The 25,838-nt window shown below is 61.5% G+C and carries 26 protein-coding genes; 16 read left to right on the plus strand and 10 right to left on the minus strand.

Annotation, left to right across the window (positions count from 1 at the left end; all coding sequences use genetic code 11):
* Positions 1-403: 403 nt before the first annotated feature.
* Positions 404-2,287 (minus strand): sigma-54-dependent Fis family transcriptional regulator, encoded by a 1,884-nt coding sequence (locus CQ041_RS16260; RefSeq protein WP_105523445.1) that lies wholly within the window; start codon positions 2,285-2,287, stop codon positions 404-406.
* 271 nt (positions 2,288-2,558) lie between these two features.
* Here CQ041_RS16260 and CQ041_RS16265 point away from each other — a divergent pair, with 271 nt between their 5' ends.
* The 16 genes from CQ041_RS16265 to CQ041_RS16345 all read left to right on the plus strand — a co-directional run bounded on the left by CQ041_RS16265 (position 2,559) and on the right by CQ041_RS16345 (position 19,197).
* The gene (locus CQ041_RS16265; protein WP_105523446.1) at positions 2,559-4,079 is read left to right on the plus strand and encodes an aldehyde dehydrogenase family protein; all 1,521 of its coding nucleotides are present in this window, start codon (positions 2,559-2,561) and stop codon (positions 4,077-4,079) included.
* 156 nt (positions 4,080-4,235) lie between these two features.
* Positions 4,236-5,669 carry an ethanolamine permease gene (gene eat / locus CQ041_RS16270; RefSeq protein ID WP_105523447.1) on the plus strand — a complete coding sequence of 478 codons (1,434 nt, stop codon included), beginning with the start codon at positions 4,236-4,238 and terminating at the stop codon, positions 5,667-5,669.
* Positions 5,670-5,721: 52 nt separating this feature from the next.
* Complete coding sequence (locus CQ041_RS16275) at positions 5,722-7,116, plus strand: ethanolamine ammonia-lyase subunit EutB (RefSeq protein WP_105523448.1); 1,395 nt, start codon at positions 5,722-5,724, stop codon at positions 7,114-7,116.
* Positions 7,113-7,946 carry an ethanolamine ammonia-lyase subunit EutC gene (eutC, locus tag CQ041_RS16280; RefSeq protein WP_105523449.1) on the plus strand — a complete coding sequence of 278 codons (834 nt, stop codon included), beginning with the start codon at positions 7,113-7,115 and terminating at the stop codon, positions 7,944-7,946. The genes CQ041_RS16275 and eutC overlap by 4 nt, the downstream gene beginning before the upstream one ends.
* Positions 7,947-8,038: 92 nt before the next feature.
* Entirely contained in the window at positions 8,039-8,497 is a 459-nt protein-coding gene (locus CQ041_RS16285; RefSeq protein WP_105523450.1) for an N-acetyltransferase, read from the plus strand.
* Between the two features lie 244 nt (positions 8,498-8,741).
* Positions 8,742-9,398 (plus strand): DedA family protein, encoded by a 657-nt coding sequence (locus CQ041_RS16290; protein WP_105523451.1) that lies wholly within the window; start codon positions 8,742-8,744, stop codon positions 9,396-9,398.
* Positions 9,399-9,404: 6 nt separating this feature from the next.
* Positions 9,405-10,220: a zinc-dependent peptidase gene (locus CQ041_RS16295; RefSeq protein ID WP_105523452.1), complete on the plus strand. Its 816-nt coding sequence runs from the start codon at positions 9,405-9,407 to the stop codon at positions 10,218-10,220.
* Positions 10,221-10,329: 109 nt separating this feature from the next.
* Positions 10,330-10,857, plus strand: coding sequence for an inorganic diphosphatase (gene ppa, locus CQ041_RS16300; protein WP_003219382.1), 528 nt, complete (start codon positions 10,330-10,332; stop codon positions 10,855-10,857).
* 213 nt (positions 10,858-11,070) lie between these two features.
* Positions 11,071-11,847 (plus strand): S24 family peptidase, encoded by a 777-nt coding sequence (locus CQ041_RS16305; protein WP_105523453.1) that lies wholly within the window; start codon positions 11,071-11,073, stop codon positions 11,845-11,847.
* 380 nt (positions 11,848-12,227) lie between these two features.
* The gene (ycaC, locus tag CQ041_RS16315; protein WP_105523455.1) at positions 12,228-12,860 is read left to right on the plus strand and encodes an isochorismate family cysteine hydrolase YcaC; all 633 of its coding nucleotides are present in this window, start codon (positions 12,228-12,230) and stop codon (positions 12,858-12,860) included.
* A 117-nt stretch (positions 12,861-12,977) separates the two neighbouring features.
* Complete coding sequence (locus CQ041_RS16320) at positions 12,978-13,622, plus strand: NAD(P)H-dependent oxidoreductase (RefSeq protein ID WP_105523456.1); 645 nt, start codon at positions 12,978-12,980, stop codon at positions 13,620-13,622.
* Positions 13,561-13,938, plus strand: coding sequence for a MerR family transcriptional regulator (locus CQ041_RS16325; protein ID WP_105523457.1), 378 nt, complete (start codon positions 13,561-13,563; stop codon positions 13,936-13,938). The genes CQ041_RS16320 and CQ041_RS16325 overlap by 62 nt, the downstream gene beginning before the upstream one ends.
* Positions 13,939-14,062: 124 nt before the next feature.
* Positions 14,063-14,305, plus strand: coding sequence for an exodeoxyribonuclease VII small subunit (locus tag CQ041_RS16330; RefSeq protein WP_003176346.1), 243 nt, complete (start codon positions 14,063-14,065; stop codon positions 14,303-14,305).
* Positions 14,302-15,189 carry a (2E,6E)-farnesyl diphosphate synthase gene (gene ispA / locus CQ041_RS16335; protein WP_105523458.1) on the plus strand — a complete coding sequence of 296 codons (888 nt, stop codon included), beginning with the start codon at positions 14,302-14,304 and terminating at the stop codon, positions 15,187-15,189. Before CQ041_RS16330 ends, ispA begins: the two co-directional genes overlap by 4 nt.
* Before the next feature lie 110 nt (positions 15,190-15,299).
* Positions 15,300-17,198: a 1-deoxy-D-xylulose-5-phosphate synthase gene (gene dxs, locus CQ041_RS16340; RefSeq protein ID WP_105523459.1), complete on the plus strand. Its 1,899-nt coding sequence runs from the start codon at positions 15,300-15,302 to the stop codon at positions 17,196-17,198.
* A gap of 139 nt (positions 17,199-17,337) precedes the next feature.
* The gene (locus tag CQ041_RS16345; protein WP_105523460.1) at positions 17,338-19,197 is read left to right on the plus strand and encodes a TonB-dependent receptor domain-containing protein; all 1,860 of its coding nucleotides are present in this window, start codon (positions 17,338-17,340) and stop codon (positions 19,195-19,197) included.
* Between the two features lie 61 nt (positions 19,198-19,258).
* Here the strand turns inward: CQ041_RS16345 and CQ041_RS16350 are convergent, their stop codons facing one another.
* From CQ041_RS16350 to CQ041_RS16390, 9 genes are all read right to left on the minus strand, one after another.
* Positions 19,259-20,047 (minus strand): cobalamin-binding protein, encoded by a 789-nt coding sequence (locus tag CQ041_RS16350; protein WP_105523461.1) that lies wholly within the window; start codon positions 20,045-20,047, stop codon positions 19,259-19,261.
* On the minus strand, positions 20,044-20,463 hold the full coding sequence (locus CQ041_RS16355) for an MFS transporter (protein ID WP_105523462.1): 420 nt from the start codon (positions 20,461-20,463) through the stop codon (positions 20,044-20,046). Before CQ041_RS16355 ends, CQ041_RS16350 begins: the two co-directional genes overlap by 4 nt.
* On the minus strand, positions 20,460-21,077 hold the full coding sequence (gene ribA, locus CQ041_RS16360; RefSeq protein WP_105523463.1) for a GTP cyclohydrolase II: 618 nt from the start codon (positions 21,075-21,077) through the stop codon (positions 20,460-20,462). The genes CQ041_RS16355 and ribA overlap by 4 nt, the downstream gene beginning before the upstream one ends.
* Before the next feature lie 128 nt (positions 21,078-21,205).
* On the minus strand, positions 21,206-21,934 hold the full coding sequence (locus tag CQ041_RS16365) for an ABC transporter substrate-binding protein (RefSeq protein ID WP_105523464.1): 729 nt from the start codon (positions 21,932-21,934) through the stop codon (positions 21,206-21,208).
* Positions 21,935-22,001: 67 nt separating this feature from the next.
* On the minus strand, positions 22,002-22,967 hold the full coding sequence (gene thiL / locus CQ041_RS16370; protein WP_105523465.1) for a thiamine-phosphate kinase: 966 nt from the start codon (positions 22,965-22,967) through the stop codon (positions 22,002-22,004).
* Between the two features lie 18 nt (positions 22,968-22,985).
* Entirely contained in the window at positions 22,986-23,486 is a 501-nt protein-coding gene (nusB, locus tag CQ041_RS16375) for a transcription antitermination factor NusB (protein WP_105523466.1), read from the minus strand.
* A complete protein-coding gene (gene ribE / locus CQ041_RS16380; RefSeq protein WP_105523467.1) occupies positions 23,483-23,959 on the minus strand; it encodes a 6,7-dimethyl-8-ribityllumazine synthase in 477 nt (158 codons plus the stop codon). The genes nusB and ribE overlap by 4 nt, the downstream gene beginning before the upstream one ends.
* 89 nt (positions 23,960-24,048) lie before the next feature.
* Positions 24,049-25,140 (minus strand): bifunctional 3,4-dihydroxy-2-butanone-4-phosphate synthase/GTP cyclohydrolase II, encoded by a 1,092-nt coding sequence (gene ribBA, locus CQ041_RS16385; protein ID WP_105523468.1) that lies wholly within the window; start codon positions 25,138-25,140, stop codon positions 24,049-24,051.
* Positions 25,141-25,155: 15 nt separating this feature from the next.
* Positions 25,156-25,818 carry a riboflavin synthase gene (locus CQ041_RS16390; protein WP_017736638.1) on the minus strand — a complete coding sequence of 221 codons (663 nt, stop codon included), beginning with the start codon at positions 25,816-25,818 and terminating at the stop codon, positions 25,156-25,158.
* Between the last annotated feature and the right edge of the window lie 20 nt (positions 25,819-25,838).

Raw genomic sequence — 25,838 nt, forward strand, 5'->3', positions numbered from 1 at the left:
ATGAGGCGGTAGTCCCGGACTGGACGATGTTCCGAATTTGGATGGCAGCGGCTTGAGAGATTTTGGCGTAATGAATGGCGGTGTCGGCGGGGGCAAATCCACCGAATGGGAAGTGCGACGAAATAAGCCTTTGATACCGCGCTTGGTTCGCTCCGCACGCGGCTCGACCGAGGCTGGCTCGTCAATAACAGGTGCTTCCACAAAGGACTCGGCAAGTGGTGGAACAAACGGAATAGCTGGCGTTGTAATTCTCATGATGTTCACCCAGTTAGTTGTTGTTCTGTGAAGACAGGCTTAACAGTTGCAACTATTGAGTGAGCAAAGTTTTCATATACGTTCCTTTCAGAACTGCCGACTTGACAAGCAGGAAGTTTCTAGCCTTTGCGCCATTAAGTTATTCGCCTTACACCATGGAAACCCTCGCAATGCCATGTTTACGCAACTTGCGATACAGGGTATTGCGACTTACTCCCAGTTGTTCGGCAGTCAGCGTCATGTGCCAGCGATGCTGCTCCAGTGTCGCCAGTAGGGTCTGGCGCTCGGCATCATCCAACGGTAGCGCGCAGACTTTAGGCGAAGCCGGGTGATGAAACAGGGCAGGCAAGTCCGAGAGCGTCACGCGCCCGTCATCACACAGCGCCACCACCGTGCGTAAAACCGTGCGCAATTGGCGCACATTTCCTGGCCACGCGAATGCCAGTAATGCCTGGCGTGCCGCGGGCTCGATATGCACCGTTTGATCACCCGCCTCCTGAGCCAGCAGGAAGTCCAGCAGATCGGACTTGTCACTGCGGTCGCGCAGGGCCGGGAGTGCGATTTCAAGGCCGTTGAGCCGGTAGTACAGGTCTTCGCGGAAACTGCCATCCTGCACACGCTCGAGTAAATTACGATGCGTGGCGCTGATAATTCGTACATTCACGGCCTGGGGTTCGCCGCCGATAGGCACTACCAGGCGATCCTCCAACACCCTTAGCAGGCGGGTTTGCAGGGCCAGGGGCATGTCGCCGATTTCGTCGAGGAACAACGTACCGCCATCGGCTTGCTGAAGCTTGCCGCGCATGCCGTCCTTGAGCGCCCCAGTGAAACTGCCACCGCGATAGCCAAACAGCTCGCTCTCGATCAGGTTTTCCGGGATGGCCGCGCAGTTGAGGGGGACAAAAGCCTTGTCGACACGGCGACTGGCTTGATGCACGGCCTTGGCGAAGGCTTCTTTACCGCTGCCGGTCTCGCCATTGATCAGCAACGGCACGTCGCGTTCAAAGACCCGTAACGCGCGGCGCAACTCGTTCTGCAATGCCGGGTCCCCCAAGCATATACTGGGCAAACGGGGCGCTTCGGGTTTGAAAACGGGAACGGCGACCTTGCGTGGCTGCCCGCGCAAGGCCGCGAACAACGGCCGACCATCACGTGTGCGCAAGGGCCAACTCGCCGTGGCATGGGCGCTGGCGCGACCGAACAGCTGGTCCAGGGCGCAGTCGAAAAAAGCGTCCACCGAACGCCCGACCAAGGCATCGCGCCTCTGGCCCAGCAGGTTCAGTGCACTCTGGTTGACCGCACAAATACGCCCTTCGGCGTCAAACGCCAACAGCCCTTCGCTGAACAGACCGACTGATTCGGCTTGCAGATGAAAGCGCAGCAGCCAATGCTGTTCGAAATGTCGCAGGAAGTAGCAACTCTCGATCATCTTCGCCGACAGGTTCACCAACGCCATGGTGTGAAATTGGCTCTGGCGCGAGACGTCTTCCCGCGCCGACGACACATCAAGCACGGCCAACAGGTCGCCGTGGGGATCGAACACCGGGCTCGCCGAGCAGGTCAGCCCGGTATGCCGGCCACGAAAATGTTCATCGCGATGAATGGTCAGGGATTGACGCTCCACCAGGCAGGTGCCGATACCGTTGGTGCCTTCGCACGCCTCGCTCCAGTCCGCGCCCAGCCACAACCCGGCGCGCTCGAAGATCTTGCGCTCGGACGGCGCCGTGACACAGTTGAGGATCACCCCGCGCGCATCCGTGAGCAGCACCGCATGACCGGCACCGGATAACTGCTGATGCAGGCTGTTCATTTCGCCGCCGGCGATGTGCAGGACCTGTTGCAAACGCTCCCGGCTTTCCAGCAGACGGCCGTGTTCCAGCACAGTCGGGGCGATGGTCTGCGCAGGGTCGAGGTGATAGTCCTCCAGGCATCGCAGCCAGGAGCGGGCGATGGAGGGGTCGCTGGACGGGTCGCGGCCATGCGCCACGGTGAGGACCTGCTGGGCATGGCGACTGAAATGATCGTTGTGCATTTCTTATTATTCTCCCTGCGTGAGAACGCCCAGCATCCCCCAGGCTCCCCCCCATTGCAATCCCGCGCCGACTCGTCGGTCACGGGCTGTACCGGTCATGGCACAAACTGTCACACCGCCTGTACCACCCTCGTCACAGTAACGCCTTGCAATAAACCCCAACCCCCTGATTTCACGGGCCCGCAACGCAGTGGCCCAACCTTTGCTCTACGCTTAACAAGCGCTCGCAGCGCTGCACTCCAATAAACACAAGAGCCAGGAGATACCCACCATGCGTTACGCACACCCCGGTACTGAAGGCGCCATCGTTTCGTTCAAGGCCAAGTACGGCAACTACATCGGTGGCGAATTCGTTGCGCCGGTCGACGGCAATTACTTCACCACGACCTCGCCCGTCAACGGCAAGCCCATCGCCGACTTCCCGCGCTCCACGGCCAAAGACATCGACAAGGCCCTCGACGCCGCACACGCCGCCGCTGATGCCTGGGGCAAGACCTCGGCACAGGACCGCTCGCTGGCGCTGCTGAAAATCGCCGACCGCATCGAACAGAACCTCGAACTCCTGGCCATTACCGAAACCTGGGACAACGGCAAGGCCGTGCGTGAAACCCTCAACGCCGACATCCCGCTGGCCGCCGACCACTTCCGCTACTTCGCCGGCTGCATCCGCGCCCAGGAAGGCACCAGCGCGGAGATCAACGAGCACACCGCGTCCTATCACTTCCACGAGCCCCTGGGCGTGGTTGGCCAGATCATCCCGTGGAACTTCCCGATCCTGATGGCTGCCTGGAAGCTCGCCCCGGCCCTGGCCGCGGGGAACTGCGTGGTACTCAAGCCGGCCGAGCAAACTCCGCTGGGCATCACCGTACTGCTGGAAGTGATCGGCGACCTGCTGCCGCCCGGCGTGCTGAACGTGGTGCACGGGTTCGGTAAAGAAGCCGGCGAGGCCCTGGCCACCAGCAAGCGCATTGCCAAGATCGCGTTCACCGGCTCCACCCCGGTGGGCTCGCACATCATGCATGCGGCGGCCGAGAACATCATTCCGTCCACCGTGGAGTTGGGCGGCAAGTCGCCGAACATCTTCTTCGCCGACATCATGAAGGCCGAACCGACCTTCATCGAAAAAGCCGCCGAAGGCCTGGTGCTGGCGTTCTTCAACCAGGGCGAGGTGTGCACCTGCCCATCCCGTGCACTGGTGGAAGAGTCGATCTACGACGACTTCATGAAAGTGGTCATGAAAAAGATCGAGCAGATCAAGCGCGGCGACCCACTGGACACCGACACCATGGTCGGCGCCCAGGCGTCCGAGCAGCAGTTCGACAAGATCCTGTCCTACCTGGAAATCGCCAAAGGCGAAGGCGCGCAACTGCTCACCGGCGGCAAGGTCGAGAAGCTCACGGGCGACATGGCGGGCGGCTATTACATCCAGCCAACCCTGCTCAAGGGCACCAACGAAATGCGCGTGTTCCAGGAAGAAATCTTCGGCCCGGTGGTGAGCATCACCACTTTCAAGGACGAAGCCGAGGCCCTGGCCATCGCCAACGACACCGAGTTCGGCCTCGGCGCCGGTGTGTGGACCCGCGACATCAACCGCGCTTACCGCATGGGCCGCGCGATCAAGGCGGGCCGCGTGTGGACCAACTGCTACCACCTGTACCCGGCGCATGCCGCGTTCGGCGGCTACAAGAAGTCCGGCGTAGGGCGTGAGACTCACAAGATGATGTTGGACCACTACCAGCAAACCAAGAACCTGCTGGTGAGCTACGACATCAACCCGTTGGGGTTCTTCTAACTTAGCCGTTTAGCTGGCGACCCGTTTTCAACGTGAAATGCAATCAAGTGTGGGGGCTGGCTTGCCTGCTCCCACACTTGAACGTCGCAAGTAGCTGCTACCTCAACCGGCACAAGCAGGCCGAGCTAAAACAATAAGAATGGAAGGTACTTTCCCATGCCTAGCGAACCCACTGGATCCTCCGTCGACTTCGAAAAGGTCGACACCGAATACTTCCAACAACGCGAACTGAAAAAAGGCGCCGCCGGCTGGGTGCTGCTGGTCGGCCTGGGCGTTGCCTACGTGATCTCCGGCGACTACGCCGGCTGGAACTTCGGCCTGGCCCAGGGCGGCTGGGGCGGGATGTTCCTGGCCACGTTGCTGATGGCCACCATGTACCTGTGCATGTGCTTTTCCCTGGCTGAACTGTCTTCGATGATTCCTACCGCCGGCGGCGGCTACGGCTTTGCCCGCAGCGCGTTCGGCCCTTGGGGCGGGTTCCTCACCGGCACCGCGATCCTGATCGAATACGCCATCGCCCCCGCCGCCATCGCAGTGTTCATCGGCGCGTATTGCGAGTCGCTGTTCGGCATTGGCGGCTGGATGATCTACCTGGCGTTCTACATCATCTTTATCGGCATCCACATTTTTGGCGTCGGGGAAGCCTTGAAGCTGATGTTTATCATCACCGCCGTCGCGGCGATTGCCCTGGGTGTTTTCCTGGTCGCGATGGTGCCGCACTTCAACGTCGCCAACCTGCTCGACATTCCAGTCACCGAAGCCAAGGGAGCGAGCAGCTTCCTGCCGTTTGGCTATGTCGGCGTATGGGCGGCGATTCCGTATGCCATCTGGTTTTTCCTGGCGGTCGAAGGCGTGCCGCTGGCTGCCGAAGAAACCAAGAACCCCAAGCGCGACCTGCCGCGCGGCCTGATTGGCGCCATTGTGGTGCTGACCAGTTTCGCCCTGCTGATCCTGGTGATTGCCCCGGGTGGCGCAGGCACTTACGCGCTAATCAAATCCGGTAACCCGTTGGTTGAAGCGCTGGCGCTGTCCTACGGCGGTTCGACCTGGATGGGCAGCTTTGTGAACCTGGTCGGGCTGGCCGGCCTGATCGCCAGCTTTTTCTCGATCATCTACGCCTATTCGCGGCAGATCTTTGCGCTGTCCCGTGCGGGCTACTTGCCGCGCAAACTGTCACAGACCAACAAGAGCAAGGCGCCGGTGCTCGCGCTGGTGATCCCCGGCATCATCGGTTTCGGCTTGTCGCTGACCGGCCAAGGTGACTTGCTGATCCTGGTGGCGGTGTTTGGCGCAACCATTTCCTACGTGCTGATGATGGCTGCACACATCACCTTGCGGATTCGACGCCCCAAAATGGAACGCCCTTACCGCACGCCGGGCGGCATCTTTACCTCTGGCGTCGCGCTGGTACTGGCCTGCGTGGCCGTGGTGGCGGGCTTCCTGGTGGATCCACGCGTGGTGATTGGCGCCGCGATCATCTATGGAGTATTAATTGCTTACTTTGCTTTCTACAGCCGGCATCACTTGGTAGCAGGCACGCCCGAAGAGGAATTCGCGGCGATCCAGGCCGCAGAGGCCGCCTTGCACTAAACGCCGTAAACCTCGACGCGGGCGGCTGCCCGCGTCGTCAAGGAGACACTGTATGGCAAGCTTTTCTCACGCGGTGGGTACGCACACCTACCGCTTCGACAGCCTCAAGGACGTGATGGCCAAGGCCAGCCCGGCACGCTCTGGCGACTTCCTCGCCGGCGTGGCGGCGCAGAACGATGGCGAACGAGTGGCGGCGCAGATGGCGTTGGCCAACATTCCGTTGAAGCATTTCCTGCAAGAAGCGCTGATCCCCTACGAAAATGACGAAGTCACCCGGCTGATCATCGACACCCACGATAAACAGGCGTTTGCCGTGGTCAGCCATCTGACGGTGGGCGGCCTGCGCGACTGGCTGCTCAGCGACGCGGCCGATGAACACGCCCTGCGTGCCTTGGCCCCAGGTCTTACACCAGAGATGGCCGCCGCCGTGTCCAAGATCATGCGCGTGCAGGACCTGGTGCTGGTGGCGCAGAAGATTCGCGTGGTCACCCAGTTTCGCGGCACCTTGGGGCTGCGCGGGCGTTTATCCACACGCCTGCAACCCAATCATCCTACCGACGAGCCGGCAGGCATCGCGGCGAGTATTCTCGACGGCCTGCTGTACGGCAACGGCGACGCCATGATCGGCATCAACCCGGCCACCGACAGCATCGCCTCGATCTGCGCGATGCTGGAGATGCTCGACGCAATCATCCAGCGCTACGAGATCCCTACCCAGGCGTGCGTGCTTACCCACGTCACCACCTCCATCGAAGCCATCAACCGTGGCGTGCCGCTGGACCTGGTGTTCCAGTCGATTGCCGGTACCGAGGCGGCCAACGCCAGTTTCGGCATCAACCTGAACGTCTTGCAGGAAGGTTATGACGCCGGTTTGAGCCTGAACCGCGGCACCCTGGGCCATAACCTGATGTATTTCGAGACTGGCCAGGGCAGCGCCTTGTCGGCCAACGCGCACTTTGGCGTCGACCAGCAAACCTGCGAAACCCGCGCCTACGCGGTGGCCCGGCACTTCAAGCCGTTCCTGGTGAACACCGTGGTCGGTTTTATCGGCCCCGAATATTTGTACAACGGCAAACAGATCATCCGCGCCGGCCTTGAAGACCACTTCTGCGGCAAGTTGCTGGGCGTGCCGATGGGTTGCGACATCTGCTACACCAACCACGCCGAAGCCGACCAGGACGACATGGACACCTTGCTGACCCTGCTCGGCGTGGCCGGGATCAACTTCATCATGGGCATCCCCGGCTCCGACGACATCATGCTCAATTACCAGACCACCTCGTTCCACGACGCCCTGTATGCCCGCCAGACCCTGGGCTTGAAACCGGCGCCGGAGTTCGAACAGTGGCTGGCGAAAATGGGCATCTTCACGCAAGCCGATGGCAAAGTGCAGTTTGGCAACAGCCTGCCACCGGCGTTTCGCCAAGCCTTGGCGCAATTGGGATGAAGGAGCCGCCTGTGCAACTCGACCTACCCGACAACCCGTGGCTGGAATTGCGTCGCCTGACTCCGGCGCGCATTGCCCTGGGCCGTACCGGCACCAGCATCCCCACCAGCGCCCAATTGGACTTCCAGTTCGCCCACGCCCAGGCGCGTGATGCGGTGCATCTGCCGTTCGACCACGAAGGGCTCAGCAGCCAACTGGCCGAACGCGGACGCGACACGCTGTTGCTGCGCAGCGCCGCCGCCGACCGCCACAGTTACCTGCAACGCCCTGACCTGGGACGGCGCCTGAGTGATGAATCAGCCCAGTCGTTGCGCGAACATGCGGCTGCCAATCCCGGCGGTGTGGACCTGGCCGTGGTCGTGGCTGACGGCCTGTCGGCGCTGGCAGTGCATAAACACACGTTGCCGTTTCTGACACGCATGGAGGAACAGACCCACGCCGAAGGCTGGTCACTTTCCCCCGTGATTCTGGTGGAACAGGGCCGCGTGGCGGTGGCCGATGAGATCGGGCAACTGCTGGGCGCCAAGATGGTAGTGATCCTGATCGGCGAACGGCCTGGGCTCAGCTCGCCAGACAGCCTGGGCCTGTACTTTACCTACAACCCCAAGGTCGGGCTCACCGATGCCTACCGTAACTGCATCTCCAACGTGCGCCTGGAAGGCCTGAGTTATGGCATGGCCGCCCATCGTTTGCTGTACTTGATGCGTGAAGCGTGCCGCCGGCAGCTGTCGGGAGTCAATCTCAAGGATGAGGCGCAGATCCAGACCCTTGAGTCGGATGATCCGGACCTGATGAAAGGCAATTTCCTGCTCAGTTCACCGGATGACTGATCGCTGCATGATTGCGCTTTTTCGCGCCGTTAGGCAGCATCGAGTCACGGCCGCTTGTGTGGTCATACCCCATTTGGAAGTTGAGGCCTGGCATGCGGATTACTCAAGCGACCCTGGAACACCTGGACCTGTTGACCCCGCTGTTCGTCAAATACCGCGAGTTTTATGGGGCGCTGCCCTTCCCGGACTCGTCGCGGGCCTTTCTGGAAAAACGCCTGCGCCGCAAGGAATCGGTGATCTACCTGGCACTAGCGGACGATGACGACAAGAAACTGCTCGGGTTTTGCCAGCTGTATCCGAGCTTTTCGTCGCTGTCGCTGAAACGGGTCTGGATCCTCAACGACATCTACGTTGCCGAGGATGCCCGCCGGCAACTGGTGGCAGACAACCTGATGCGCACGGCCAAGAAAATGGCCAAGGAGACCCACGCAGTGCGGCTGCGGGTGTCCACCAGCAGTGACAACGCGGTGGCGCAAAAGACCTATGAGTCGATCGGCTTTCGCGAAGACACCGAGTTCAAGAACTACACCCTGCCGATCAGCGAAGATTGATCTCAGTCGCCCGAACGCTAAAAAATCCCCTGTGGGGGCGGGCGTGCTCGCCACCACATCTTGATCGATGTATGCCTTGGCGACCTGCGACATCCCCCGCTACAAAACCAACAGGCTTTTCAACGCCCAATCCGTATAATGCGGACCTTTCAGGCTTGTAAGAATCGCGACATACGCTTGTAGCCTTATTACCCGAGCCTCCGCACAGGCCTGCTGAGCCGGGCCATTCACACAGGTGCCATCCATGGATTTCAACCCGCTCGACCTTATCCTGCATCTCGATGTTTACCTCGACCTGCTGGTAACCAACTACGGGCCATGGATCTACGCCATTCTGTTCCTGGTTATTTTTTGCGAAACCGGCCTGGTGGTCATGCCGTTTTTGCCAGGTGATTCACTGCTGTTTATCGCCGGCGCCGTTGCAGCCGGCGGCGGCATGGACCCGGTCCTACTGGGCGGCCTGCTGATGCTCGCGGCCATCCTGGGCGACAGCACCAATTATGTGATCGGGCGAACAGTCGGCGAACGCTTGTTCAACAACCCCAACTCGAAAATCTTCCGTCGCGATTACCTGCAAAAAACCCACGACTTTTACGACAAGCACGGCGGCAAAACCGTGACCCTGGCGCGTTTCCTGCCGATCCTGCGAACCTTCGCACCGTTCGTCGCCGGTATCGCCAAGATGCCCTACCCCCGCTTCTTCGGCTTCAGTGTGCTGGGCACCATCCTCTGGGTCGGCGGCTTGGTCACCCTGGGCTACTTCTTCGGCAACGTGCCGTTCATCAAGAAGAACCTGTCGCTGCTGGTGGTGTTCATCATCCTGCTGTCCCTGGTGCCGATGATCATTGGCGTGTTCCGCGGCCGCTTTGGTCGCACGTCCTCCGAAGCCAAACCGCACTGACCGGCGATGTGGTCCCTCAGCGCCTGGCGTCGCCGGCGCCTGCTGGCCAAGCACCCGATTGCCGATGACACATGGCAGCGGGTGCGCCACCACCTGACCTTCCTCGACGGCATTAGCGCCGAGCAGGACCAATGGCTGCGCGAAGCCTGCGTGGTGTTTCTGGCCGAAAAGCACCTGACCGCCCTGCCCGGTGTCGAACTGCATCAGGAGCAGCGCCTGCTGCTCGCCGCCCAGGCCCAACTGCCGTTGATGAACCTGGGCGACCTCGACTGGTACCAGGGCTTTCACGAAATCGTGCTGTACCCCGACGACTTCCTCAGCCCCCAGCGCCATCGCGACGCCAGCGGCGTGGAGCACGAATGGGACGGTGAACACAGCGGCGAGGCCTGGCAACAGGGCCCGGTGATCCTGGCTTGGCCTGGCGTGCTGGCCAGCGGCAATTGGGAAGGCTACAACCTGGTCATCCACGAGCTGGCTCACAAGCTCGACATGCTCAACGGCGACGCCAATGGCCTGCCGCCGCTGCACAGCGACATGCGCGTGCAGGAATGGGCCAGCGTGATGCAGGGCGCCTACGACGACCTCATTCGCCAGCTCGACGCCAACCCGGACGTTGAGACCGAAATCGACCCCTATGCCGCGGAAAACCCGGCGGAGTTCTTCGCCGTCACCAGCGAATATTTCTTCAGCGCGCCGGACTTGCTGATCAACAGTTATCCACAGGTGTACGCCCAACTCAGCCGCTTTTATCGCCAGGACCCTCTGGCCCGCCTGGTCCAACTGCAAGCCAGCGACCCGCGTTATCAGCCGCAAGGCGAATGACCTTGCGACGTCTGGCGCATGGCATCGGCGCCAGAATATGCCTATAATCGCCGCCACTTTTAGGCCAATCCGGCCAAGTTTCTTGGCCAACTAACGGGGGCAACGCCCAATGAGCTACAGCAAGATTCCGGCTGGCAAAGACCTGCCGAACGACATCTACGTCGCCATCGAGATTCCGGCCAACCACGCGCCGATCAAATACGAAATCGACAAAGACAGCGACTGCCTGTTCGTTGACCGTTTCATGGCCACCCCGATGTTCTACCCGGCCAACTACGGCTTCATCCCCAACACCCTGGCTGACGACGGTGACCCCCTCGACGTGCTGGTTGTAACCCCTTACCCGGTTACCCCAGGTTCGGTTATCCGTGCCCGTCCAGTCGGCATCCTGAACATGACCGACGACGGCGGCGGCGATGCCAAAGTTATCGCGGTTCCACACGACAAGCTGTCCCAGTTGTACGTGGACGTGAAGGAATACACCGACCTGCCGCCACTGCTGTTGGAACAGATCAAGCACTTCTTCGAGAACTACAAAGACCTCGAGAAAGGCAAATGGGTGAAGATCGACGGTTGGGGCAACGCAGACGCCGCCCGCGCCGAGATCCTGAAGTCGGTCGCTGCCTACAAAGGCTAAGACTCGCGCCTCATTGCTGCGGCAATATAAAAAGCCCCGATGATTCGGGGCTTTTTTATGGGCGCGATTAAACACCAAGTTCAACTAACAACCCACCCTGTTTAATCACCTATTAAAATTGAAAAATCAGGCCACAACTAAGTAAAAACCTACAGGCGTAATTGAACGCATGGTTTATTTGATTTGTTTTCCCCGCCAGTAAACTCTGCGTTTATGAATACATCAGGTGATCGTTTAAAAGCGCTACTGCGGGAAGTTCATCTTTCCGCCTCCGACTTCGCCAAGAACCGAGGTGTCACGCCCCAACACGTGAACAACTGGTTCAAACGCGGCGTGCCCATGGGCCGACTCAACGAGATTGCAGAATTGCTGTGCATCTCCAGCCGTTGGTTACGCACCGGCGAAGGCCCCAAGCACCCACCGGCCAACTTCCTGCTGGAAGGCCCGGAAACGAAAAAAGGACTGCCCACCACCCGCGAAGGAAGCGGAAAATACCTCACAGGCCCGGCCTGCCCCCCGGAAAAAACCGACGTGGAGATAGAACTCCACCCCTCATTCACCTCCACCGAGCGCATCCGCGTCTCCCTGCACACCCTGCAAACCCTCACCGTAAATCCCGACCGTGCGGTAGGCGCCTACATGGTCGACAACAGCATGATCGACATCATCCAACAAGGCGCCACTCTGGCCATCGACCGAGGCCGCACCCAGATCATCGATGGCGAGATCTACGCGGTAGAGCATGACGGAATGCTGCGGATCAAATACCTCTACAACCGCCCCGGCGGTGGTTTGCGAATGCGCAGCCACAATGCCGGGGAGCATCCGGACGAATACCTTACGTACGAGCAACGGTTCGAGCAGAACTTTCAGATTGTGGGATGGGTGTTCTGGTGGTCCACCTTGAACAACCGCCGCCCACCGGTGCCGCTGGATGAGCACCTACTGGGCTGGGAAGGCTCTAAAACGGATCCGGAGGTGGGCATTTGAGGTGAATGCCGGTATCATGCGGCCCACATTTGGCAGGGGGTGGCTTCACGCTATCCGCCCTGCTCGGCGAAGCGGAGGAGTTCCCGCGGATGCCCCTACTATTCAGCCTGACGCAACGTGGGCTGAGCGATTTGAAGGCTGGTGAGGCTTGTCAAAAACAAGCTGAAGCAGTCCCCGAGAAGCCGGCCACAAGCCGGCTTTTTAATGCCTGAATCCTTTGTAAACACGCCCCGCCCCCCGCCTCCCGCACCTCAACTGTCTCATCCAGGTTGACGGTATTACACGTTCCAGCCGATTTATCCCCTCCAGCCCACCCATTAATCTGTGCCCATGTTGAACGCAACGCCTCCTACCCCAACTTGAACAAAAAGGATTCAACCATGAGCACGCCAACCTATAACCGCCTTAACAAAGACGACGCCGTGGTTCTGCTGGTCGACCACCAGACTGGCCTGATCTCCCTGGTGCAGGACTTTTCTCCCAACGAGTTCAAGAACAACGTGCTCGCCCTGGCAGACCTGGCCAAGTTCTTCGAACTGCCGACTATCCTCACCACCAGCTTCGAACAAGGCCCCAACGGCCCGCTGGTTCCCGAGCTGAAAGAGATGTTCCCGGATGCGCCGTACATCGCCCGCCCTGGCCAGATCAATGCGTGGGACAACGAAGATTTCGTCAAGGCGATCAAGGCCACCGGCCGTAAGCAGATCATCATTGCCGGTGTGGTAACAGATGTGTGCGTGGCGTTCCCGACCCTGTCGGCGCTGGCGGAAGGGTTTGATGTGTTTGTGGTGACCGATGCGTCGGGCACCTTCAATACCACGGTGCAGCAGGCAGCGTGGAACCGCATGACCCAGGCCGGTGCGCAGATGATGAACTGGTTCTCGGTGGCCTGTGAGCTGCACCGCGACTGGCGCAACGACATCGAAGGCCTGGGCAATCTGTTGTCCCAGCGGATTCCCAACTATCGCAACTTGATGAATGGTTATGCGGCGCTGACGGCGCGTAAGGACTGATTAACCACGCCACATAAAAAGCCTGCCCTAAAAAGCAGGCTGTTCCAATTTGCGTAAGCTTGACTCTCCCCTATACAGCACCCCCTACCCTGAGCCCCCCATTTCAGGACCACGCTCATGCCACAACGCATCCTCGTCATCCTCGGACATCCCTCTGCAACCAGCTTCTGCTCCGCCCTGGCCGACACCTACAGCCTCAGAGCCAAAACCGCCGGGCATGACGTCCGGGTCCTCCACTTGGGCGCGCTCACGTTCGACCCCGTCTTGCACCATGGCTACACGCACATCCAGCCGCTGGAGCCGGACTTGCTCAGCGCCCAATCCGACATTCTGTGGGCGACTCACCTGGCGTTCGTGTTCCCCATCTGGTGGGGCGGCATTCCTGCCTTGATGAAGGGCTTTTTCGACCGAATCTTCCTACCCGGCTTTGCTTTCAAATATCGGCCGGGCAAGGCTTTCCCCGACAAGCTGCTAGCCGGTAGAACCGCGCACTTGCTGGTGACCCTGGACACACCGACATGGTATTACCGCTGGTTCTACCGCATGCCGGGCATCCATCAAATGCGCAAGACCACGCTGGCGTTTTGCGGGATCAAGCCCGTCAAGACGTTGCTGCTCGGGCCGGTGTTGGGCTCTACTGCGACGCAACGGGCCAAGTGGCTGCAGCAAGCGGGCCTACTCGCGGGAAAAGGGAATGTTCATGTACATCGGCAAAGCCGCGCAGTTGTCGGGCACGACCATCAAAACCATTCGTCACTATGAGGCGATCGGGCTGCTGCCGGCGCCGCAGCGTCGGGGGCAATACCGGGTTTATACGGAGCAATGTGTTGAGCGGCTGATGTTTATCAAGTGCGCGCAGCAGTTGGGGTTCAAGCTCAAGGAATTGCAGGGCATTCTTCGAGAGCATCAGGGCAATGAGTTGCCTTGGGCACGGGCAGATATGGCCATTACTGACAAAAAGCGGGAACTGGCCGTTCAAATTGACGTGTTACAGAGCATGTACAGGGGGTTGTCGGAATTTGAGTCACAGTTGAAAAACGCACACGGGCGGTGCTCATCATCAGCGAAAAGAGATTGACGGCCCATGAGCCGAATAAAGTGGTTAATCGGCTCATGCTCTCGACCCAGCCCCCCGCTCATTTGCCCAGAATCCCCATGTCTGCTAGTGTCCCGCCGGTTTACCGTCTACCGGAATAGCCGCCATGGCCCGCAAAAAAGTTGCACTCGATTTCGAACAATCCCTTGCCGACCTGCAAACCCTGGTCGAGCGTCTGGAGAATGGCGAGTTGTCGCTGGAAGACTCGTTGACCGCGTTTGAGCAAGGCATTGGCCTGACCCGCGACTGCCAGAGCGCCCTGGCGCAGGCGGAGCAGAAGGTCCAGGTGTTGCTGGAACGTGACGGCGAGTTGGCCGAAGAACCTTTCGATGCGGAACAGCCGGAATGATCGACGCGTATCAGGCCAGTAGCCAAGCCCGCGTCAATGCGGCGCTGGAACCGTTGTTTGTCGCGCCAAGCCCTGGACTGAATCGCCTCTACGAAGCGATGCGCTACAGCGTGATGAATGGTGGCAAGCGTGTGCGTCCGTTGCTGGCGTACGCGGCGTGCGAGGCCTTAGGCGCAGCCGCCGAGCAGGCCAACGGCGCGGCCTGTGCGGTGGAGTTGATCCACGCCTACTCCCTGGTTCACGACGATTTGCCCGCGATGGACGACGACGACCTGCGTCGCGGCCAGCCCACAACCCACAAAGCCTTCGACGAAGCCTGTGCGATCCTGGCCGGTGATGGCCTGCAAAGCCTGGCGTTCAGCGCTCTGCTGGACCCGACGCTGAGCAGCGTCAACGCCGAAATCCGCTTGCGCATGGTCACTGCGCTCGCCGAGGCGGCGGGCCCGGCGGGCATGGTTGGTGGCCAGGCCATCGACCTCGGTTCGGTCGGCCAGAAGCTGGACCAGCAAGCGCTGGAATTCATGCACCGCCACAAGACCGGTGCGCTGATCGAGGCCGCCGTGCAGTTGGGTGCCCTGGCCAGCGGCCGCGCCGACGCTGCGCAGTTGGCCGCGCTGAATACCTATGCCCGCGCCATCGGCCTGGCCTTCCAGGTGCAGGACGACATCCTCGACGTCGAAAGTGATACCGCCACCCTGGGCAAGCGCCAGGGTGCGGATATCGCACGGGACAAGCCGACGTATCCGGCCCTGCTCGGGCTGGATGCGGCCAAGGCCTACGCCCTGGAACTGCGCGACCAGGCCCTGGACGCCCTGCGACCTTTCGACGCGGCGGCCGAGCCATTGCGGGACCTGGCGCGGTATATCGTCGAACGCCGACACTGATATCGGCGGCCATTGCAGCCGCATATCGGCCAAGTTCGGCGCTCTGCGTGGGCAGTTTGCGATGCTTGAGGTAAACTGCCGCCTCTTCTATACCTATAACGATTCGCCTGATGCCCACGACGTTCCAAGAGATTCCCCGCAAGCGCCCGTCCACGCCCCTGCTCGACCGTGCTGTCACGCCGGCCGGCCTGCGCCGTCTGGGTGAAGCCGAGCTGGAAACCCTGGCCGATGAACTGCGCCTGGAATTGCTCTATACGGTCGGCCAGACCGGTGGGCATTTCGGTGCCGGCCTGGGCGTCATCGAGCTGACCATCGCCCTGCATTACGTGTTCGACACCCCGGACGACCGGCTCGTGTGGGACGTGGGCCATCAGGCGTATCCACACAAGATCCTCACCGGGCGCCGCGAGCAGATGGGCACCCTGCGCCAGAAGGACGGCATTGCCGCGTTCCCGCGCCGCTCCGAGAGCGAGTACGACACCTTTGGCGTCGGTCACTCCAGCACCTCCATCAGTGCAGCGCTGGGCATGGCGATTGCCGCCCGCCTGCAAAACAGTGATCGCAAGGCGATTGCGGTGATTGGTGATGGCGCGCTCACTGCGGGCATGGCCTTCGAGGCGCTCAACCATGCGCCGGAAGTGAACGCCAACATGTTGGTGATCCTCAACGACAACGACATGTCGATCTCGCGCAACGTCGGTGGCCTGTCCAATTACCTGGCAAAAATCCTCTCCAGTCGCACCTATGCCAGCATGCGCGAAGGCAGCAAGAAGGTGCTCTCGCGTCTGCCTGGCGCGTGGGAAATTGCCCGGCGCACCGAAGAATACGCCAAGGGCATGCTGGTCCCCGGCACCCTGTTCGAAGAGCTGGGCTGGAACTACATCGGCCCGATCGACGGCCACGACCTGCCCACCCTGATCGCCACGCTGCGCAACATGCGTGACCTCAAGGGCCCGCAGTTCCTGCACATCGTCACCAAAAAAGGCAAAGGCTTCGCCCCGGCGGAAATCGACCCGATTGGCTACCACGCCATCACCAAGCTCGAACCCGTGGACGCTCCCGCCGCTGCGCCGAAAAAAGCCAGCGGGCCAAAGTATTCCGGTGTGTTCGGCGAGTGGCTGTGCGACATGGCCGCCGCCGACCCGCGCCTGGTAGGGGTAACCCCCGCGATGAAGGAAGGCTCCGACCTGGTGGCGTTCAGCGAGCGCTTCCCGCTGCGCTATTTTGACGTGGCGATTGCCGAGCAGCACGCGGTGACCTTCGCCGCCGGCATGGCCTGCGAAGGCGCCAAGCCGGTGGTGGCGATCTACTCCACCTTCCTGCAGCGCGGCTACGACCAGTTGGTGCATGACGTGGCGGTGCAAAACCTCGACGTGCTGTTCGCCATCGACCGCGCCGGCCTGGTGGGCGAAGACGGGCCGACTCACGCCGGCAGCTTCGACTTGTCCTACCTGCGCTGCATCCCCGGCATGCTGGTGATGACCCCGAGCGACGAGAACGAACTGCGCAAGATGCTCAGCACCGGCCACCTGTACAACGGCCCCGCCGCCGTGCGCTACCCGCGCGGCAACGGCCCGAATGCGGTGATCGAGAAGGACCTGGAGCCTATCGAAATCGGCAAGGGCATCGTGCGTCGCCCGGGCAGCCAGGTCGCGTTCCTGGTGTTTGGCGTGCAAATGGCCGAAGCGCTCAAAGTCGCCGAGAAGATCGACGCCACCGTGATCGACATGCGTTTCGTCAAACCGCTGGATGAAGCCTTGCTGCGCGAGATTGCCGGTAGCCACACGCTGCTGGTGACCGTCGAAGAAAACGCCATCATGGGCGGCGCGGGAGCGGCCGTCAGCGAGTTCCTGGCGCGGGAAAACATTCTCAAGTCGGTGCTGCACCTGGGCTTGCCGGATGTGTACGTCGAACATGCCAAGCCGGCGCAGATGCTGGCGGAATGTGGCTTGGATGAAGCCGGGATCGAGGCTTCGGTGCGTGAACGCATGGCGCTATTGGGCCTGTAAACCGGCTTTGAAATGTGGGAGGGGGCTTGCCCCCGATAGCGGTGGATCAGTGAAAGATACTGAGACTGACACACCGCCATCGGGGATAAGCCCCCTCCCACATTTGGTTTGCGTACATTTGAAATAATATGGACAGCCCATGAAACGCCTGTACCTCGCCCTGCTGTTTGTACCGGCCCCCGAATTGTTCGCCGACACCCGCGACCAGGCCCTGAACCTTTCGGATGTGGTCATCAGCGCCAACCGCCAGGTGCAGGCACGCAATGACAGCAGCGCTGCCAATAGCGTCTTCATCCGCGACGACATCGACCGCCTGCAACCCACCAGCGTCACCGACCTGCTCAGCCGCGTTCCCGGCGTACAAGTGGCTCAAACCGGTGGCCGTGGCAGCCTGCCGGGTATTTTCATTCGCGGCACCAAGGCCGCCCAAAGCCTGGTACTGGTGGATGGCCAGCGCATTGCCAATGCCACCTCCGGTGACAGCGGCCTGCAATTTTTGAGTGTCGACCAGATCGAGCGGGTGGAAGTGCTGCGCGGTTCACGCTCGGTGATCTACGGCAGCGACGCCATTGGCGGGGTTATCCAGATTTCCACCCGACGCAACGCCCAAGCCGGCGTTCACCCGCGCTTGCACCTGGGTTTTGGTAGCAACCACACCTGGGAGCGCAGCCTGGGCCTGTCGGGCGGCGATGAGCACACCCGCTTCAACCTCGGCGCGAGCCTGGATGAAACCCAGGGCATCAACTGGACCCATGAGTCGTTTGCCAGTGATGGCGACCACGATGCGTATCGCAACAAGTCCGTGAGCCTGAACCTCAGTCACTCACTGAGCGATGACGTCGAAGTCGGCTTCAACCTGCTCGATGGCCGGGGCACGTCCGAGTACGACAACCCCTTCGTCAGCCAGAAGCCCTACACCGACTACGCCGTCAGCAGCGCCAGCGGTTATGTCGATGCCAAACTCAACGAACGCTGGCAAACCCGGCTGGAGCTTGGCCACAGCGAAAACCGCGATAAAAAACGCGATGACCTGAGCGACAGCAGCAGCGCCTTCAACACCTACCGCGACTCGGTGAATTGGCAAAACGACCTGAGCCTGGATGAACGCAACAGCCTGATACTGGGCGCCGATGGGTACGAGGACCGCGTGCATGCCAGCACCGATTTCGATCAGGACAGCCGCTGGAACCGCGCGGTGTTTATCCAACATCGCTTTGCAGCCGACAGCTTTGCCACCGAGCTGGGCCTGCGCCACGACACCAACCAGCAGTTCGGCAGCCAGAACACCTGGAGCGGCACCCTGACCGTACCGCTCAACCCGAACAACGACGTGCTGCTGTCCTACAGCGAAGGCTTCCGTGCGCCGAGCTTCAACGATTTGTACTACCCCGACAGCAGCAACTCCAACCTCAAGCCCGAGCATTCAAAAAGCTACGAGCTGCAATGGCGCAGCCAGTTGACCGACACCACGCGCCTGGAAACCTCGCTGTACCGCACCGATCTCAGGGATGCCATCGTCGCGCAGTCAGAGAACTTGTTTATCCCCTATAACGTGGCCTCTGCCCGTATCAGCGGTTTCGAGGCCGCCCTCAAGCAGCAACTGTTCGGCTGGCAAGGCAACCTGGGGCTCTCGATTATCGACCCGCGCGACCGCGACAGCGGCCACACCCTGGCCCGACGGGCGCGGCGCACCTTGAGCCTGGATGTGGATCGGCAGTTCGACCAGTTGGGGGTCGGCGCTACTTGGCAGGCCGTCAGCACGAGTTACGACGACGAAGCGAATACTCATCGCCTGGCGGGCTATGGCTTGCTGGGGTTGCGCAGCAGTTGGGCGTTGAATCGGGAAGTGGCGCTTTCGGTGAAGGTGGATAACCTTTTGGACAAGGCGTATGCACGGGCGATGTATAGCTATCAAGATCCGGGGTTTGAGGTGAATCAGCGGTATCGCGAGCAAGGGCGGGTTTGGATGTTCGGGGTGACGTGGACACCGGGCATTTGATCGCTGCCTGTACCGGCCTCATCGGGCGCAAGCCCCCTCCCACCTTGATCTGTGAGCGGCCTCACAGGTTCGGCGATATCACCTGACACAACCGCCCCACCGCCTCCAGCATCTGCCCACTGGGCCGCTCCAACCCCTTGTCCGGCACCAGGCGAGCCCGCGGCGCCATGCTGGGCCAGATGCTCCAGGCATCCAGCTGCGCCTGATCCCCCACCAGAATCATCTCGGGATCACGCTGCAATACCGACTCGATACTCACCTGCGGCGCAGGCAACTTAAGGTCATCAAACACATTGCGCGCACCGCAGACACTCAAGGCGTCACTGATGATCTGCCCACCGCCTACCGTGTACAGCGGCTGGTTCCACACCTGGTAGAACACCCGCAGCGGTTGCGCCCGCTGATAGCGCTGACGCAGCTCGGCCAGGCGCTGACGCAATTGCGCGGCCAATTGCCGCCCGGCATCGGCGCGGCCCAATTGCTCGGCGATGGCCTGGACCTGGGTGGTGAGTTGTTCAAGGCTGTGGGGTTCGGCGACGTAGACGGGGATGTTCAAACGCTGCAGCTGCTCGCGCTGGGCCGGGCCGACGCTACCGGGCCAAAGCAGGATCAGGTCGGGCTCGAGGCTGAGCAGGCGCTCCATATCCAGTTGGCCGTAATGCCCGACTGACGACACTTTCGCCAACGCCTCAGGCCGCTCGCCACCGTCGAGCACACCCACCAGCAGTTCGGCAGCGCCCAGCTCAACCACGATTTCAGACAGTGACGGCGCCAGGCTGACGACACGCTCGGCCGCCAGCACCTGAGCACTCAGCGCCAACAGCAGAACGAGCAACCCGCGGCGGATCATCCCAGTTGACGAGGGATGCGGTAGAGGTAGAACAGCACCGCCGTCGACAGCGCCAGCAAAAACAGCGGCACCGCCTCCAACCCGACGAACACCGCCAATGCACCAATCCACGCAGGCAGCGCCGCGACCAGCAAGGCCGCGCGTCGACGGGCCGCGAGGGTGATCCACGCAGCCGGTTCTTCCGGGGTATCGAGGGCTTTGGAAGTGGCGATCAACGCGTGTTTATAGCCATTGAAATACCGCAGGCTGAGGAACATCGAGGCCACGCCCGCGATGAAGAACGGCATGGCCAGCACCGGCAACAGCGACTGCGCCTGACCGAACACCAGGTTGATCACAAACAGGGGAAGCAGCGCCTGGGCCAGGTACTGCCACCAATTGAAGGACAGTCGCCGTTTCACCTGGCCACGGGTCACGCGCGGTCAACCTCGCCCTGATGCTCGTTACCCATCATGTGGTCGAGCTTGCTGGCCTTGGTGGCCAGGTAGAGCTTGTTATGCGGGTTGTGCCCGGTGTGCAGCGGCACGCGCTCGGCGACGGTGATGCCCATCTCGGTCAACGCCTTGACCTTGCGCGGGTTGTTGGTCATCAGGCGCAGGGATTTCACGCCCAGGTGCTCGAGCATCGGCAGGCAGATCGCGTAGTCACGCTGGTCGGCCGCGAAGCCCAGGCGCTCGTTGGCCTCGACCGTGTCGGCACCGCCGTCTTGCAGTTCGTAGGCGCGGATCTTGTTCATCAGGCCAATGCCACGGCCTTCCTGACGCAAATACAGCAACACGCCACGGCCTTCACGGGCGATGGCCTGCAGGGCGGCCTCCAATTGCGAACCGCAGTCGCAGCGCTGGCTGAACAGGGCATCGCCGGTCAGGCATTCGGAATGCACGCGGCCAAGCACCGGGGCACCATCAGCGATATCGCCGAGGCTGAGCACAACGTGCTCGCGACCGGTGGCTTCTTCAAGGAAGCCGTTCATGGTGAACGTGGCAAAAGGGGTAGGCAGCTTGGAAGCGGCGACGAAAACGACGGGCACCGGGTGCTCCTGATTTCAATTTTTACAAAGGCGGCCATTGTAACAGCAGGTTCCTACAGACGCTTAAGCTGAATTATCGCTGATAAAGATCAATAGGTTCGATTGGCCTTCTGCCTGGTTCTATGCGGTCAGAACGGATAGGGCTGTTTCCAGTGTTCGAAAATCGGCTTGAGCTCGCCACTTTTCACCAACGCCGCCATGCGTTCGTCGAACAGCACCACAAGGCTGCGACCCCGCTCGTTGTCGGCGAAACCCAGGAACAGCGGCAGTTCGGCGATGTGGGTCAGCCTGAACTGGGAAGGGTCCTTGGCTTGACTCAGTACGAACGTGGCTTCTGTGAGGGCGTCGATGTAGAAGTCGGCGCGAGCGTGTTGCAGCATCGGCAAAATGCCATCGCGGCGCTCGATCTGGTTGTAGCGCTGCACGTTGGGCAGGTAGTCCTCGTACTTGTAGCCGCGCACCCACGCCAGCCGGTAATTGCCCAGGGTCTGCGGGGTGGGCGTTGGCAGGCTGGCCAGCCCAAGGGCATAGATATGGTCGGAATCGTAGTTCCAGCGAGGGAACAGCACGCCCTTGGCCTCATCGCGGTAGGACCCTACCCAGCCATCCACTTCGCCGCGCTGGGCCAGCCCGACCGAGCGGGTATAGGGCACCGTGCGGGTCTGCAACTTGACCCCGGCGGGTTCGAACACCTTGCGCAACAGATCCCAGGCCAGGCCACTCCCGTCAGCATTGGTGTAGTCATCCCACGCCTCACTGGCCAGCAGGACCTTGCCGGACACCACGGGCGCCTCCTGCGCCCCCACCACAGGCGCTACGGCACACAGCAGTATCAGCAGCCAGCGACGCACATCCATGGTGACGACCTCCTACAAAGCCTTGCATCGGTGATAACCCCCCTAGAGGGTAGCGCAGGTCACCGATTCAAGGGGCCTCGTGAAAATGTTGATAGCCACGTACGGCGGGTGTGATGTCCTGCCCACTGGCGTCGAGCAACGTCACGCCCTGCCCCGCCTCGACCCGTCCGATCACATGGACCGGCCAGCCAGCGGCCAGCAACGGCGCCAGCTCGGCGGGCGGCAGGGTGAACGCCAGCACGTAGTCATCGCCACCGCTCAGGGCGGCCACTCGCGCCGCGTCATCACCGGCAAACGCCAACAACGCCCTGGACAACGGCAACCGCTGGCGCTCAACCACCAGGCTGACCGCCGACGCCCTGGCGATATGCCCACAATCGGCCAGGAGCCCGTCGGAAATATCCATCGCAGACGTAGCCTTGCCCCGCAGCGCTTGCCCGAGGGCCAGTTGCGGTTGTGGCGACCAGTAATGGGCCAGCAGCGGCTCGGCGATAGCGGCATCAGCGCTGCGCTGCCCCAACACCAGCGGCAAGGCGCCAGCGGCATTGCCCAGTTCACCGCCGACGCACAGCAGGTCACCTGGCTGCGCGCCGCTGCGGGTCAACGCTTGCCCGGCCGGCACGCGACCGAACACTGTCAGCGTCAGGCTCAACGGGCCGCGCGTGGTATCGCCGCCCACCAGGCCCACGCCGCAGCGTTGTGCCATGGCGTTCAAACCCTGGGCATAGCGTTGCAGCCAATCGGCATCGACCGTCGGGGTGGTGAGGGCAAGGGTAAAGGCGAGGGGGTGGGCGCCCATGGCGGCCAGGTCGCTTACGGCCACAGCCAACGAGCGCTGACCAAGCAGGAAGGGGTCGCAGGGGTCGGCGAAATGCACCCCGGCCACCAGTGTATCGGTGGAGACAGCCAGCTGCTCCCCAGCGGGGAGCGCCAGCAAGGCGCAATCGTCGCCGATCCCAAGGGCAATGCCCTCGCCGCCTTGCGCACAAGGCGCGGCGGCGAAGTAATTGCGGATCAGCTCAAACTCACCCATTCCGGATTCAAGCGCGGTTCAGCGCTTGTACGCCTTCACTTCGGCTTCGCGCAGGCTTGGGGCCAGCTTGTCGAGCACGCCGTTGACGAACTTGTGACCGTCGGTCGAGCCATAGACTTTCGCCAATTCGATGCCTTCGTTGATCACAACACGGTACGGCACGTCCACGCGGTACATCAGCTCCCAGGTCGACAGGCGCATGACGCACAATTCAACCGGGTCCAGCTCCTCGATGGTCAGGTCCAGGCAAGGTGCCAGGGCCGTGTCGATCTCGGTCAGGTGCGCGTGCACACCGTGCAGGATGTCGTGGAAGTACGGCAGGTCGGCGAAGGTGAAATCGTTGTCGACGCGGAACTGCGCTTCGATTTCGTTCAGCGAGGCACCGGCCAGGTGACGCTGGTACAGCGCCTGGGTCGCCAATTGACGAGCAGCGCGGCGCTTCTCGTTCTTGGACGGCTTGCCGGCGTCTGCTGGGCGTGGTTCGCGCGGGTTGAAGTTGTCGCTCTCGTCGGAAATCACTTGGCCTCCAACTGCGACAGCAGGCTAACCATTTCCAGGGCGGACAGCGCAGCTTCAGCGCCTTTGTTACCGGCCTTGGTGCCGGAACGCTCGATGGCTTGCTCGATGGAATCAACGGTCAGTACGCCAAAAGCGACCGGCACGCCGAACTCCATGGACACCTGGGCCAGGCCCTTGGTGCATTCGCCCGCCACGTATTCGAAGTGCGGCGTACCGCCACGAATGACCGCGCCCAGGGCGATGATTGCCGCGTATTCACCCTGCTGAGCAACTTTTTGCGCAACCAGTGGAATTTCGAAGGCGCCAGGGGCACGGATGATGGTGATGTCGCTCTCGCTCACACCGTGGCGAACCAGGGCGTCCACGGCACCGCTTACCAGGCTTTCAACCACGAAGCTGTTGAAGCGGCCAACCACCAGGGCACAGCGGCCTTTGGGGGCGATGAAGGTACCTTCGATGGTCTTCAGGGTCATTCGACAAATCTCTTAAAGAGCCGGGACGCGTCTATGACGCGCCCCTTAGTGATATTTGAACCGCGAACAAGGGGCAAAAACGCCGGCCTTTATTCGGAGGGCACGTATTCTACTACTTCCAGGTCGAAACCGGATATCGCATTAAATTTCATCGGTGCGCTCATCAGGCGCATTTTGCGCACGCCCAGGTCACGCAGAATCTGCGAACCGGCACCGACAATGCTGTAGGTGGTCGGCGTCTTGACCTGGGTGTGCTCGGCGGTTTCGCGGATATGCGCGAGCAATACATCGCCATCCACCGGGTTGCCCAGCAACAGCACCACACCGCTGCCCGCCTCGGAAACCGCGGCCATGGCGGCGCGCAGGCTCCAGCGGCCCGGTTGCTTGACCATCAGCAGGTCGCGCAACGGGTCCATGTTGTGCACACGCACCAGGGTCGGTTCGTCGGCGCAAACGGTGCCCAGGGTCAGGGCCATGTGCACGTCGCCCTCCACTGAATCACGGTAGGTCACCAAATTGAATTGGCCCAGTTCGCTGTCCAGTGGCTGCTCGGCAATCCGCTGAACGGTACGTTCGTGGATCATGCGGTAGTGGATCAGGTCGGCAATGGTGCCGATCTTGATGTCGTGTTCGGCGGCAAAGGCTTCGAGTTCAGCGCGACGGGCCATGGTGCCGTCGTCGTTCATCACTTCGCAGATCACGCCGCTGGGCTCGAAACCGGCCATGCGCGCGAGGTCGCAAGCGGCTTCAGTGTGGCCGGCACGGGCCAGGGTGCCGCCCGGCTGGGCCATCAGCGGGAAGATGTGGCCGGGGCTGACGATGTCTTCAGCCTTGGCGTCCTTGGCGGCAGCGGCCTGCACGGTGCGTGCGCGGTCGGCGGCGGAGATGCCGGTGGTGACGCCTGTGGTCGCTTCGATAGAAACCGTGAACTTGGTGCCAAACCCCGAACCATTGCGCGGCGCCATCAGCGGCAGCTTGAGCAACTCGCAGCGCTCGCGGCTCATGGGCATGCAGATCAACCCCCGGGCGTGCTTGGCCATGAAGTTGATGTGCTCAGGTTTGCAGGCCTCGGCGGCCATGATGATGTCGCCTTCGTTCTCGCGGTCTTCGTCATCCATGAGGATGACCATCTTGCCTTGGCGGATGTCTTCAACCAGTTCTTCGATGCTATTGAGCGCCACAAAGCACCCCCTTGGTCAGGATTTCAGGTAGCCGTTAGCGGCCAGAAAGCTTTCGGTGATGTTACTTCCGGTGGGCTCTGCGGCCTTATCGCCCAACAGCAGGCGCTCCAGGTAACGGGCAAGCAAGTCGACTTCCAGGTTCACCCGGCGACCTGGCTGGTACGACGCCATGATGGTTTCGCTGAGGGTGTGGGGAATGATGGTCAGCTCGAATTCGGCGCCATTCACGGCGTTCACGGTGAGGCTGGTGCCATCCACGGTGATCGAGCCTTTATGGGCGATGTACTTGGCCAGCTCTTTCGGCGCACGGATGCGGAATTCCACGGCGCGCGCGTTTTCGCTGCGCGCCACCACTTCGCCGACGCCGTCGACGTGGCCGCTGACCAGGTGGCCGCCGAGGCGGGTGGTCGGGGTCAGGGCTTTTTCCAGGTTCACCGGGCTGCCGGCCTTGAGGTCGTTCATCGCGGTGCAGTCCAGGGTTTCCCGGCTGACGTCGGCGGCAAAACCGTTGCCCGGCAATTCGATGACGGTCAGGCACACGCCGTTGATGGCAATGCTGTCGCCCAGCTTGACGTCGCCGAGGTCGAGCTTGCCGGTTTCAACCGACAGGCGTACATCGCCGCCTTTTGGGGTCATGGCGCGGATGCTGCCGATGGATTCGATGATGCCGGTGAACATGGCCTTCTCCTGGAAAACGT

The sequence above is a fragment of the Pseudomonas sp. MYb60 genome, assembly GCF_002979555.1.
In the GTDB taxonomy this organism is placed as follows: Bacteria; Pseudomonadota; Gammaproteobacteria; order Pseudomonadales; family Pseudomonadaceae; genus Aquipseudomonas.

Bases quoted from the DNA above. Each gene is read 5' to 3' on its own strand.
- CQ041_RS16285 (WP_105523450.1), top strand. From the start codon at position 8,039: ATGCGGATTACTCAAGCGACCCTGGAACACCTGGACCTGTTGACCCCG.
- CQ041_RS16295 (WP_105523452.1), top strand. From the start codon at position 9,405: ATGTGGTCCCTCAGCGCCTGGCGTCGCCGGCGCCTGCTGGCCAAGCAC.
- ribE (WP_105523467.1), bottom strand. From the start codon at position 23,959: ATGACCCTGAAGACCATCGAAGGTACCTTCATCGCCCCCAAAGGCCGC.
- CQ041_RS16265 (WP_105523446.1), top strand. From the start codon at position 2,559: ATGCGTTACGCACACCCCGGTACTGAAGGCGCCATCGTTTCGTTCAAG.
- CQ041_RS16330 (WP_003176346.1), top strand. From the start codon at position 14,063: ATGGCCCGCAAAAAAGTTGCACTCGATTTCGAACAATCCCTTGCCGAC.
- CQ041_RS16320 (WP_105523456.1), top strand. From the start codon at position 12,978: ATGCCACAACGCATCCTCGTCATCCTCGGACATCCCTCTGCAACCAGC.
- CQ041_RS16390 (WP_017736638.1), bottom strand. From the start codon at position 25,818: ATGTTCACCGGCATCATCGAATCCATCGGCAGCATCCGCGCCATGACC.
- CQ041_RS16305 (WP_105523453.1), top strand. From the start codon at position 11,071: ATGAATACATCAGGTGATCGTTTAAAAGCGCTACTGCGGGAAGTTCAT.
- CQ041_RS16345 (WP_105523460.1), top strand. From the start codon at position 17,338: ATGAAACGCCTGTACCTCGCCCTGCTGTTTGTACCGGCCCCCGAATTG.
- CQ041_RS16325 (WP_105523457.1), top strand. From the start codon at position 13,561: ATGTACATCGGCAAAGCCGCGCAGTTGTCGGGCACGACCATCAAAACC.
- ppa (WP_003219382.1), top strand. From the start codon at position 10,330: ATGAGCTACAGCAAGATTCCGGCTGGCAAAGACCTGCCGAACGACATC.
- CQ041_RS16260 (WP_105523445.1), bottom strand. From the start codon at position 2,287: ATGCACAACGATCATTTCAGTCGCCATGCCCAGCAGGTCCTCACCGTG.
- CQ041_RS16275 (WP_105523448.1), top strand. From the start codon at position 5,722: ATGGCAAGCTTTTCTCACGCGGTGGGTACGCACACCTACCGCTTCGAC.
- dxs (WP_105523459.1), top strand. From the start codon at position 15,300: ATGCCCACGACGTTCCAAGAGATTCCCCGCAAGCGCCCGTCCACGCCC.
- CQ041_RS16290 (WP_105523451.1), top strand. From the start codon at position 8,742: ATGGATTTCAACCCGCTCGACCTTATCCTGCATCTCGATGTTTACCTC.
- eat (WP_105523447.1), top strand. From the start codon at position 4,236: ATGCCTAGCGAACCCACTGGATCCTCCGTCGACTTCGAAAAGGTCGAC.
- thiL (WP_105523465.1), bottom strand. From the start codon at position 22,967: ATGGGTGAGTTTGAGCTGATCCGCAATTACTTCGCCGCCGCGCCTTGT.
- CQ041_RS16365 (WP_105523464.1), bottom strand. From the start codon at position 21,934: ATGGATGTGCGTCGCTGGCTGCTGATACTGCTGTGTGCCGTAGCGCCT.
- CQ041_RS16350 (WP_105523461.1), bottom strand. From the start codon at position 20,047: ATGATCCGCCGCGGGTTGCTCGTTCTGCTGTTGGCGCTGAGTGCTCAG.
- ispA (WP_105523458.1), top strand. From the start codon at position 14,302: ATGATCGACGCGTATCAGGCCAGTAGCCAAGCCCGCGTCAATGCGGCG.
- ycaC (WP_105523455.1), top strand. From the start codon at position 12,228: ATGAGCACGCCAACCTATAACCGCCTTAACAAAGACGACGCCGTGGTT.
- eutC (WP_105523449.1), top strand. From the start codon at position 7,113: ATGAAGGAGCCGCCTGTGCAACTCGACCTACCCGACAACCCGTGGCTG.